Annotated in this window: 15 protein-coding genes and 1 pseudogene; 4 read left to right on the forward strand and 12 right to left on the reverse strand. The window is 37.8% G+C overall.

The genetic code is table 11. The annotated features are described in order from the left end of the window. Positions 1–100: pseudogene (locus V7149_RS26455) on the forward strand (GTP 3',8-cyclase MoaA); the annotation flags it as partial. A 65-nt stretch (positions 101–165) separates the two neighbouring features. Here the strand turns inward: V7149_RS26455 and V7149_RS06825 are convergent. Genes V7149_RS06825 through V7149_RS06835 form a run of 3 tightly spaced genes read right to left on the reverse strand, consistent with a single transcriptional unit; the run spans position 166 to position 1,513 of the window. Beyond that, positions 166–1,026 (reverse strand): DUF421 domain-containing protein, encoded by an 861-nt coding sequence (locus tag V7149_RS06825; protein WP_335344896.1) that lies wholly within the window; start codon positions 1,024–1,026, stop codon positions 166–168. 19 nt (positions 1,027–1,045) lie between these two features. Further along, positions 1,046–1,249 (reverse strand): DUF1657 domain-containing protein, encoded by a 204-nt coding sequence (locus V7149_RS06830; RefSeq protein ID WP_335344897.1) that lies wholly within the window; start codon positions 1,247–1,249, stop codon positions 1,046–1,048. A gap of 60 nt (positions 1,250–1,309) precedes the next feature. Continuing rightward, on the reverse strand, positions 1,310–1,513 hold the full coding sequence (locus V7149_RS06835; RefSeq protein ID WP_335344898.1) for a DUF1657 domain-containing protein: 204 nt from the start codon (positions 1,511–1,513) through the stop codon (positions 1,310–1,312). A gap of 224 nt (positions 1,514–1,737) precedes the next feature. Here V7149_RS06835 and V7149_RS06840 point away from each other — a divergent pair, with 224 nt between their 5' ends. Both V7149_RS06840 and V7149_RS06845 read left to right on the forward strand, forming a co-directional pair. Beyond that, positions 1,738–1,899, forward strand: coding sequence for a hypothetical protein (locus V7149_RS06840; protein ID WP_335344899.1), 162 nt, complete (start codon positions 1,738–1,740; stop codon positions 1,897–1,899). Beyond that, complete coding sequence (locus tag V7149_RS06845; protein WP_335344900.1) at positions 1,899–2,081, forward strand: cupin domain-containing protein; 183 nt, start codon at positions 1,899–1,901, stop codon at positions 2,079–2,081. The genes V7149_RS06840 and V7149_RS06845 overlap by 1 nt, the downstream gene beginning before the upstream one ends. Positions 2,082–2,201: 120 nt before the next feature. Here V7149_RS06845 and V7149_RS06850 read toward each other — a convergent pair whose 3' ends face one another. The 6 genes from V7149_RS06850 to V7149_RS06875 form a co-directional block, all read right to left on the reverse strand. Then, positions 2,202–2,873, reverse strand: a complete 672-nt coding sequence (locus tag V7149_RS06850; RefSeq protein WP_335344901.1) for a GNAT family N-acetyltransferase — start codon at positions 2,871–2,873, stop codon at positions 2,202–2,204. Between the two features lie 55 nt (positions 2,874–2,928). Beyond that, complete coding sequence (locus V7149_RS06855) at positions 2,929–3,609, reverse strand: GNAT family N-acetyltransferase (RefSeq protein ID WP_335344902.1); 681 nt, start codon at positions 3,607–3,609, stop codon at positions 2,929–2,931. 19 nt (positions 3,610–3,628) lie between these two features. Further along, positions 3,629–4,489 carry a carbon-nitrogen hydrolase family protein gene (locus V7149_RS06860; protein ID WP_335344903.1) on the reverse strand — a complete coding sequence of 287 codons (861 nt, stop codon included), beginning with the start codon at positions 4,487–4,489 and terminating at the stop codon, positions 3,629–3,631. Between the two features lie 178 nt (positions 4,490–4,667). Further along, entirely contained in the window at positions 4,668–5,585 is a 918-nt protein-coding gene (locus V7149_RS06865) for a DL-endopeptidase inhibitor IseA family protein (protein ID WP_335344904.1), read from the reverse strand. A 124-nt stretch (positions 5,586–5,709) separates the two neighbouring features. After that, positions 5,710–6,144, reverse strand: coding sequence for a threonine/serine exporter family protein (locus V7149_RS06870; RefSeq protein WP_438824024.1), 435 nt, complete (start codon positions 6,142–6,144; stop codon positions 5,710–5,712). Positions 6,145–6,168: 24 nt separating this feature from the next. Then, on the reverse strand, positions 6,169–6,924 hold the full coding sequence (locus tag V7149_RS06875) for a threonine/serine exporter family protein (protein WP_335344906.1): 756 nt from the start codon (positions 6,922–6,924) through the stop codon (positions 6,169–6,171). Between the two features lie 221 nt (positions 6,925–7,145). Between V7149_RS06875 and V7149_RS06880 the strand changes: the two genes are divergently transcribed. Beyond that, positions 7,146–8,279 (forward strand): chromate transporter, encoded by a 1,134-nt coding sequence (locus tag V7149_RS06880; RefSeq protein WP_335344907.1) that lies wholly within the window; start codon positions 7,146–7,148, stop codon positions 8,277–8,279. 29 nt (positions 8,280–8,308) lie between these two features. Here V7149_RS06880 and V7149_RS06885 read toward each other — a convergent pair whose 3' ends face one another. The 3 genes from V7149_RS06885 to V7149_RS06895 all read right to left on the reverse strand — a co-directional run. Beyond that, positions 8,309–9,631, reverse strand: a complete 1,323-nt coding sequence (locus V7149_RS06885; protein ID WP_335344908.1) for a PAS domain S-box protein — start codon at positions 9,629–9,631, stop codon at positions 8,309–8,311. Positions 9,632–9,651: 20 nt separating this feature from the next. After that, the gene (locus V7149_RS06890; protein ID WP_335344909.1) at positions 9,652–10,077 is read right to left on the reverse strand and encodes a GAF domain-containing protein; all 426 of its coding nucleotides are present in this window, start codon (positions 10,075–10,077) and stop codon (positions 9,652–9,654) included. A gap of 15 nt (positions 10,078–10,092) precedes the next feature. Then, positions 10,093–10,646 (reverse strand): response regulator transcription factor (locus tag V7149_RS06895; RefSeq protein WP_335344910.1); only part of this gene is annotated, 554 nt, incomplete at its 5' end.

Genomic DNA, 10,646 nt, shown 5'->3' on the forward strand with positions numbered 1-10,646 from the left:
TTGGACAATTCGTAATGATCGTTATTCCGAAGAGCGTGATAACCTCCTGCAGCAAAACAAAGGCAGAAAAAAGGTGGAAATGTCTCATATTGGGGGATAAATTTCTTCATAGGGGCTTGTATAGAAAGTCTGCATTTTGACTTCTGGACAGCCCCAAAAACTGGATTAATTATTCAAGTATGGACTAAGAATGCGTATGGCTTCATTCAATTTTTCCGCGTTCTTTTTATACATATTTTTGGCATCGGGTGAATCTGTTTCCAATTCAAATATTTCTAAATCCGCTTGACATTTTTTAAGCATCGCCATCAATAACGGCCTTGTTTGTGGAGATGGCTGTTTCATTTTATCATCATAGAGATCAACAGTTAAATCACCATAAGAGTCAATCTGTCCATAAAAGACATTATCCATTGTGACCTCAAGTTTATCCAATTCGTCAAAAAGCCACTTCCGGGATTTTCCTGCAGAAGCCAAAGAATCATGTACAATATGTCCGTCACGAATCACTGTTTGCGGTACTTTATCATTTGCTACTTTAAGGTTGAGATCTTTAGGAGTTAACGGTCTGTTTTCTTTTTTCAATAAGATGCTTAAATCACCTGTTGGTTCTAATACAGCAAACTCTACATCTGCTAAATTAAATACATCTTTTTTGCGCAGAAGGGTTGTAAGCTCATCTGTGGAGTATTTTTCCTTTTTTAAATTATCCTCCATTATTTTTCCATCTTTAATAAATATAGTTCCTTTACCTTCAACAAAGTCACGAAATGAATTGCTTTTTAATGAAATAAATCCAACAGCGATCGTCACTAATCCAAAAATGGCTATAGCTAATATTCCATGCCCCATATTGCTATTAAGCCCCATAATAACTTCGCCCGCAATACTTCCTATTGTTATGCCAGACACATATTCAAAAAAGGAAATTTGAGAAATTTGTTTTTTTCCTAACATCTTGGTCATTATGAATAATACAAAAAGAAATAAAAAAGACCGAATGATAATATGACTCCATTCTGACATTTTGTCACCTCTTCCTTATTTATCCCTTATACTGCGGTTCTTCTAACATCATTTCATTTACCCGAAGCTGGAGGTCTTTTTTTATATCGTTCATCATATTCATCATTTCGTGAAAAGTCCTCTGTGCCTCTGGATCGTGCGAATTCAGTGCCAGAATGGAAAGCTGAGCCTCGATTCCCTTAATGGTGGACAGGCTTTGTTTAACATTCGAAATAATAGTCATGACATTTACTCCCCATCTATAAATGATGAAAAGGTTGGCTATAAGCCAACCAGGATAAAGCTATTGATTATACTGCGGTTCTTCTGCAAGAATTTGCTGCAAACGAGGCTCTACAGAGTCAATGACTGACTGTGTTTGCTGTGCACAAGTTTGGTATAGCTGCTTAGCCTGTTGATTATCTGTTGCTAATGCAAATCCTTCAAAACTCGCTTGAGCACTTTTTAAACCTGCTATCGCTTGTTTAACCTGTGTACCAACTGTCATACTTTTCCCTCTTTTCTATGAAAAATGACTTACAATAGGTATTATTTCTTAATTCCTGATCTTTATATATAATTATTTCTGGTAAATTTAGCACTTAATAATAATGTAGAGGAATGCTGATTTCACTGAGATATATTATAGATGTGATTTAAATCAACACATCATTAATTGATATTGATTATCATTAATATGAAAGAACATATCTCTAATTGGAGGTCATATAATTGGAAAAGAAATCGATCACAGATGCAATAGAATTTAGCGAAGAAAAGTTTACTAAAAGGATTATTTTTCGCGAGGGTGAAAGCACAGTATTCGTCTTAAATTTCATGCCTGGTCAGAAGCTTCCTGCACATAAGCATCCAGGAACAAATGTGTGTATTTAATGGTCCTTCAAGGCAACGGGACACTCATCATTAATGGAGAACCAATCGAGGTTGCGGAAAATGATGTTATACGTGCAGATGGCGAAGAAGAATTCGCTTTTACAAACAGCGGAAATGAAAATGTTAGCCTTTATGTTATGTTAAATAAAATTCCTGATGAACGTTATGCGCAAAACATTTAAATAAAAACATTATTAGTTAGCAATATACCGCCTTATCCATAATGCTGGTAATCGACAATGTATTCTAAAAAAAAGCTTTCCTATCTGGACTTAGTCCATTATAGAAAAGCTTTTTTGCCATTATAATGGCAACAACTGTATTTGAGAATGGTTTTTGATTTCTTCAATCATCTGAACCCACTCTTGTGGCTTATTAGACAGTACTGAATAATATGTCGTTAAAAAGTCTGAAACTAATTGTGCCGGAATTTCGGAAACATTGTCATCCATCGGCATGAAACAAAAATCGAGACCTTTAACGGCTTCTCCATCATTTTTCCAAGAAGGATGTACATAAGATAAATCAAGGCGCTTATACCCGAGATGCGATAAGACTTCACGGCGAACAAATGGATTCATTGGCTTTACTCCGCCAAATTCATGATCATCAAGCTGATAAGGATCATAGATTTCTGCAAACATGCCAAACAATTCTTTGCCATTTGCTTTTGCTAATTCATTCAAGTCTTTTTCCCTATTTTGTGCTAAGAAACGGCCTAGGCTAAGCCCTGGACGGCCAATAATAGTAAAATCGGTCATAGCAATATTCCAATCAGAATAGTACCGATATTCTGTTGCACCAACTACCTCATTCTGAAGTACAGCAACAAACACTCTTATACCCGGATCTTCTAATGGTTCCTTCCACAATTCATATTCCAGCACCTCTTCAGGAGGAAATACCTCTTTCATTAAATCATGCATTTTGACAAACAATGGATCTTCAATGCTCGTTATTCTTCTATATTCCATTTAATCTTTCTCCTCTCTATATAAATTTCTCCTCGGAGAAATTACGCCCAGATTTTTATCCTTGCTGAAAAAAGTTAAAGGGGTTTTTCCACTCCATCAAAACGGCATGATGAAGAGATTCTTCATCTTCTAAGTAGTTTTCGATGATAGCAATCGGTGTTCTGCCTGATCGCAAAAGAAAGGAAATAACGGGATCACGCAGAACTCCTTTGACCACAGCATCAATATATTCACTTGGTGACATAGTCTCTGCCACTTTGTGATACCCTGGCATTCTTCCGCCGCCAAGCAAACGATCAAGGCCAAGCTGAACGACTACTTGATACATCGATTGCATCAACATTTTTCCTAGCCCCAGCTTACGGTACTTTGGTCTAACACTTATGTCAACAATATAAAGAGTGTTTCCGTTCGGGTCATGATTGCGAATATATCCGCTATCCGTTACCTCTTCCCATTTATGTGATGGATGTTTCGGATCAAAATGAACACAAACCCCAGTTAATGATCCAGCCAATTGGCCATTTACCTCTACACAAAGCGCCCCTTCAGGAAATAAAGTAACATGATTTTGCAATTGTTCTTTATTCCACCATAATTCCGAAGGAAAAGGGGGCGGAAAGCATTCCGCTTGAATTTGGATCAGCTCATCAAAGTCAGACTCCGTGTAATTCCGTATAATAATAGGGACTGGTTTTTCCTGATCAAAGGCATAAAATTCGCTGCGATAAGCCATTTTCATCCCTCTTTACCATTTATTTTTCCCAATCCGGATATAGATCGACACGTCTATCACGCCAAGTTGTAACTGAACCTCTTTCTCTGACTTCATGTAACAATGTTAAATCTAGATCCGCTGTAACAATCATATCATCATTGATTTCCCCTTCGACCATAATTCCTTTTGGAGGAAATGGGACATCATTTGGAGTAATAACAGCGGCTTGGCCAAAATTCCCCCGCATGAAATCAACAGTCGGAAGGGAACCGACAGTCCCTGTTACAACAACATACACTTGATTCTCAATTGCACGTGCATGGCATGTATAACGAACGCGATGGAAGCCGTGACGGTCATCTGTACAAGATGGACAGAATATGACATCTGCCCCCTTAGCTTTTGCCATCCTAACGATTTCCGGAAATTCAATGTCATAGCATGTCAAAATGGCAATTCGCCCTTTATCCGTGTCAAAAACCTCAAGCCCCTCACCTGCAGACATATTCCATTCTTCTACTTCCGTTGGGGTAATATGCAATTTAGCCTGCTCAACAATCCGGCCGTCCGGGTAAAACATGTGTGCCACATTGTATAAAAGGCCTTCCTTTTCTATCACATGTGTACCGGCTATAATATGTGTATTCGTTTCTTTAGCGAATTTTGTAAAAAGATTCTTATATTGTTCTGTAAAGTCAGGGAGTTCATTAATCGTTAAACTTGTTCCTTGCTCATTCCCAATCGATAAAAGCTGGGTAGTAAAAAATTCAGGAAACAAAATAAATTCCGATCCAAACTCCTGTGCTGTTTTAATATAATGTTCACACTGCTTCGCAAAATCCTCAAATGAATGAATCGTATGCAGATGATACTGCACCGCAGAAACTCGTAGTTTCAATGTCATCCCCCTTATCATTTAATAATAGAGATGAGTTGTTAACTCAATCTTTATTGATTATCAGATATTTCACAAAAAATAACAATAGTCATTTTAAAAGATTTCATTTTCCGCAAAAAAAGCGCTGCTATAAGAAGCAACGCTCTTTGTTTTATTATTTTACAATGAAATCTTTCCGTTAATCAAGATGCGGCTCCATACCAGCACTGACTATTTTGAATTCCATATCACCTGTATTTTCGATTAAAAAGTAAATTTTATTTTGCCCGCTTTTCAATTGGCCCTTATATCCCTTTTCCAATTCTGCATGGAAGGATACGACAAATTCAACTTGAGTTTTTGATCTAGCACGCTCTTCTAACGTTTTCATTTCAATTTTCTTTATCCCTTTTTTAAATGCTTCAGTGTTAAAGTCCCCATACAAGAATTGTTCTGCAGCTTGGGTATGATCCACAATCAGGAACTTAAAAAAGATAAATGCCGGGTTGATATTGCCTGGAATATCTAAATTCACAGGCATATATGGTCTTTCACTAATTTTCCACCCTTTGCCTTGCAAATAGATAACCTCAGTATGAAATGCTTCTGTTTCATTTAACTCGCCTACCGGAACCTCTAACTTATATGTTCTTTTCTTGTCATCCTTTTCTAAGAAAAGAGACTTTGCTTTATCCCATTGCAGCAGAGATCCCCCATCCGCTTCTGGCTGTGCCATCTTTCCTTTATGCTCGATTATTCCCCGTTCCTCGATAAACTGATTAGCCTGTGACCGAGTCAATGTGCTAGTCAAGTATTTCATGAGCTTTTTCTTTGTGCCAATGTCACTAGATAAATACCGGTATGGCATATTTTCATATTGAAATGATTGGTATTCACCCTTTTTATAGTTCCCGCCACTTTGAATATACGTTTCACATTTCTTCCATTTACTTACTAAAGATACTACCTGTTTTTCAGTTATCGCCTTTTCCTGCTTCACATTTTGAACAATTTTATTTGGCTGCTCTTTGGCCATTGCTCCTTCTGTTAAAGTAAATACTGGTAAACTTAATATCGTTACGGCAAGCCCTGAATATAACCATTTTTTTGCTTTCATTTTGAATTCCTCCATTAACTCGTTTTGCTTTGTTTCTAACTGAATTGTACCCTAGCACCGAGTTTAAGGATTTACGAAATGGTTAAAAAAGAGTTCTATTTTGGTAACAGAAATTATACTGATCTTACACTTGCCTGAATTTAATTTTTAGTATGATCTGGTTTAATACTTCCGAAATCACAAGTCCAGCAGCAATCGCACCTGAAATCATAAAGGCCTTTGCCGCTAACTGTATGGCGACATTATAATCGTTTACAACAAAATGACGCATCGCATTATAAGCAATTCCACCAGGGACAAGCGGGATAATTCCAGATATACTAAAAATGATAATCGGCGTTTTATACATTTTTGCGAAGATTTGACTGATAACCGCAACCATGAAAGCAGCAATAAATGATGCAATAACCGCATCAAAGTCATATTCTACAAGAGAAAAATATACAATCCACCCGACCATCCCAACAAGCCCACATTTAATAAGGGACTTTCTCGGCGCGTTAAATAATATGGCGAAAGAAGCTGTAGCAACAAAGCTTGTGATTAAATGTACAATCATCATTTCTCATCCCCACCATTCTTTCTAAAAAAATGCGACAACGACTGCCACTCCTGTTCCGATTGCACAAGCGGTAAAAAATGCTTCCGCTCCCTTAGACAAGCCTGCCACTAAATGCCCGGCCATAAGATCTCGGATTGCATTTGTGATTAATAAACCCGGAACGAGCGGCATAACAGATCCAATAATAATTTTGTCTAGCTGTGTCCCTATTCCTGTACGCACAAAAAAATAGGCACTTAACCCAATAATAAAAGCAGCTAAAAACTCCGAAAAAAACTTAATTTTTACTAGACGATGTATATAAATAAAACAAATAAACCCTAAACCGCCACTGATGATAGCTGGTAAAAAATCACTCCATTTTCCTAAATACATCAATAGGAAGCACCCGCTGGAAATAGATGCTGCAAGAATTTGCTGATATATAGGAAATGTGAAATTAGCCTTTTCAATTTCATTAAGCTTTATAAAGGCTTCTTTAATGTCCATTTCACCACTGCTTATTTTTCTTGAAATCCCATTAACTAAAGTAACTTTATATAGATCTGTTGTTCGCTCAGATATTCGAATGAGCTTTGCAGGCTCTGTTCCATCAATCGAAAAGATAATTCCAGTTGGCACGACATAGCTATGAGAATTGGGAATTCCCAACGCTGCGGCAATTCTTGACATCGTATCCTCCACCCGATACGTTTCTCCGCCGCATTGCAACATAATTTTTCCTGCAAGCAGACATAAATCAATCACTTCAAATGTTTGAGGAAATTTATTTTCCAACCTTATCCCTCCTTATGCTAAAACGATAGGCTGTTACCCTAATATTTTATTATTACAGATCATAATGCTTTAATAATATAAGGTCAAAATTAATATTATGCAACAGTTCTTCCATTTTATATTGTAAAGGTTTTATTAATTTCTTGTTCACCTTAAATCTATCGCATTTTATTTTGCTATGATGAATAAGATTTCATTTGAAGGAGAATAATCGTGATNNCATGAAGCTAGGGTTAACCTCATTTGGCGGTCCCGTTGCACACCTTGGATATTTTCATCAGGAATATGTGAAAAGACGAAAGTGGCTGGATGAAAAAAGGTATGCTGATTTAGTTGCACTATGCCAATTTCTTCCTGGGCCTGCGAGCAGTCAGGTTGGCATTGGCATTGGGGTTATTCGCGGCGGATTGATGGGCGGAATTTTAGCCTTTCTTGGATTTACATTGCCTTCTGTCTTTGCCTTAATTTTGTTTGCCCAACTGCTTAGTATTCAAGAAATTGGGGCTTCCTCTTGGATTCATGGGCTAAAAATTGTAGCAGTTGTAGTTGTGGCCCATGCCATTCTCGGTATGTCCCAAAAGCTTGCACCTGATTTAAAAAGAAAAACGATAGCCTTAATTGCCATCGTTGCCACTCTTTTATGGCAAACAGCCTTTACACAAGTCGGCATTATTCTATTATCAGGTGCTTTAGGCTACTTCCTATTTAAAAACTCATACGATCGAGTGGAAGAACAAATCCATTTTCCATTATCCAAACGATTTGCCATAGGATGCCTACTATTATTCATTTTGCTGTTAGCAGGTTTACCAGTATTGAGAGAATTAACTCATTTAGACTGGGTCGCCTTATTTGACAGTTTCTATCGTTCTGGTTCTCTCGTTTTTGGCGGGGGACACGTGGTTTTGCCTCTTCTCGAGCGTGAATTTGTACCGACAGGCTGGCTTAGTGAAGAAGCATTTCTAGCAGGATATGGGGCAACACAAGCTGTACCTGGCCCATTATTTACATTCGCTGCCTATATTGGTGCGATTATTAACGGCTGGCAAGGTGGTTTGCTTGCAACTTTAGCCATATTTTTACCTGCATTTCTGCTTATTCTAGGAACTTTGCCCTTCTGGAACCAACTCCGTTCAAATCCAAAGATAACAGGAGCTTTAATGGGTGTAAATGCAGCGGTCGTTGGCATCTTAGTGGCAGCATTTTATCATCCTATTTGGACGGGTTCGATTTTAGCACCTAAAGATTTCGCATTCGCCGTCATCCTTTTTAGTATGCTTACTTATTGGAAACTTCCGCCATGGGTTATTGTTTTAACTGGAGCGGCGGGCGGAATATTGCTAGATTATATCTGACAGAAAAGGCTGCCAAATTGGCAGCCTTTTTATAATGGGATCTCCAAAATAACTTTCGTTCCCTTGCCTTTTACAGAATGGATCGTCATTGTACCGCCCACTGCACGCGCCCTATCCTCCATACTGAAAAGTCCAACTCCACGTGAAATTTGATCCATATCAAATCCTATTCCCTTATCCTCAATCACTACTCTGATCACATCATCCATTTTTCGAATGATTACTGACGCCTCATCTGTTTCTGCGTATTTCCGAATATTCGTCAGACTTTCTTGAATAATGCGATAGATAGAAATTTCCGTACTGGGACTAAGACGGCTATTTATATAACAATCAAAATGTACATTGATGAGATAATTTTCTGAAAACCTCACTAAATAAGAGCGTATTGCCGGGATTAGCCCTAGATCATCAAGTACGGACGGTCTCAGCTCCCATGAAAGATCACGAAGGTCTTCAATAATTTCCCTCGCTTCATCTTGCATTTGTTCCAGTAAAGGATGTTCCATTTCTGCCTGCAGCCTGTTTATCGTAATTAAATGGCTATATAAATTTTGTCCCACCCCATCATGCAGCTCTCTTGATAATCTTTTTCTTTCCTCTTCTTGAATATCGATTATCTTTGTCATCATATTTTGGAGCTCATCTTCTATCTGCTTTCTGTTTGTAATTTCATGCCGAATCGCTAAATATTGATAGGGTTTGCCGTTTTCACCAAGGAAAGGAACAATGGTCGTATCCACCCAGTAAAAGGTACCATCCTTTGCCTGATTCCTTATTTCACCCTTCCATACTTCCCCTGAAGAAATGGTCCGCCAAAGCTCAGTGAAAAACTCCTTAGAATGATAATTTGAGTTTATGATTCGATGATCTTGCCCAATAAGCTCCTCAGCAGAATATTTAGATACTTCGCAGAATTTCTGATTGACATATGTAATAATGCCTTTATGATTAGTAAATGCGACAATCGTTGACTCATCTAATGCAAATTGTAAATCGACAAGCTCATGAAGGTAATAAGATTGCTGTTTATTAATTCTGGAATGATCCATAGCATGATGAAAAATAACAAGATAATATTTCCCCTGATTTAAAGAAAAAGTGTTCACCCTGAATATAAGGGAAATTCTTTGACCTTCCAAACGCTCTCCCTTTTGATGAATAACAACACCTTCTTTAATTTCCCTTAAGTTCGTTTCAGGGAATAATACATTAAAATTAATTCCGACCATTTCACTTTCTAGATATCCAAAGCTTTCACAGGCTTTATTATTGGCGTACGAAATGGCGCCTGATTCATTGACGAGAATAGTCGCTTCATTCGAATCAGGAGCAGGTAAATTTCGGTTCATTATTAACCTCCTGTGGGCTACTAAAACAAACTTTCAAAAGCTTTTGCAGCTTGTTTAACTGTTAATTGTTCCTTTTCCGTTAGAGGGGTATTTGACCGTCTCCCTACTAATAACACACCTTTCGGAACACTTTTTATAAATAGAGGGACTGCGAATGCATATATTAGCTTTTCAGCCAGCATGATCGGATATTCAAGTGCCTTGCCCGTAATCTCTTCAGGGAAATTTTTTATCGTGATTGGGCTTCCTGTAGAAATCACTTTACCAGCGATTCCTTTTCCATAGCGAACAGTAATTCTCTTATACTTCTCATTACTGTTGCCGGCTGCAGAATGCCAACTAACATCAGGTCCCTCCTGATTTTGCAAAGCCAGTCCAACAAAATCCACATTCATAGTTGTTAATATTTTTTCACATTGATTTGCAATTTCCACTGAGTTTATCAAGGTTTTGACCATCCCTTAAATTCCATATCCTAATAACCCCTTTTTCAAAGCAAATTCAACTAGCTCTGGCCTTGTTTTCATTTGTAGCTTCTCCATTAAGTTGCTCTTATGTGTTTCGACTGTTTTCACACTAATTACTAGCTGTTCTGCAATCTCTTTATTAGAAAATCCTTTGGCAATATAGGTAAGCACTTCCTTTTCTCGATCAGACAACAGGTTAAATGTATCTGTATTCCCTTGTTTAACTCCGAAAAGGTACTCCTCCATTACTCTTTTCGTCGCTGATGGATGCAAATATGCGTTGCCATTAGCAACTGAACGAATGGCTGACAGCAGTTCATCATGTGGGGCACTTTTCAATATGCAGCCAGAAGCTCCTGCTTGGATAGCTCTAAATAAATACTCTTCATCATCATGCATAGTAAGAATAAGGATTGCTGTATCTGGCAATAATTTTTTCAATTCAGAAGTAGCCGATAATCCATCTCTTCCATGTGGCATGCTTAAATCCATGACCACAACATTTGGATTAAGCTCAAGTGATTTTTGGATCCCTTCATTTCCCTCGG

It is taken from the genome of Bacillus sp. JJ1503 (assembly GCF_036965125.1).
Lineage (GTDB): Bacteria > Bacillota > Bacilli > Bacillales > Cytobacillaceae > Cytobacillus.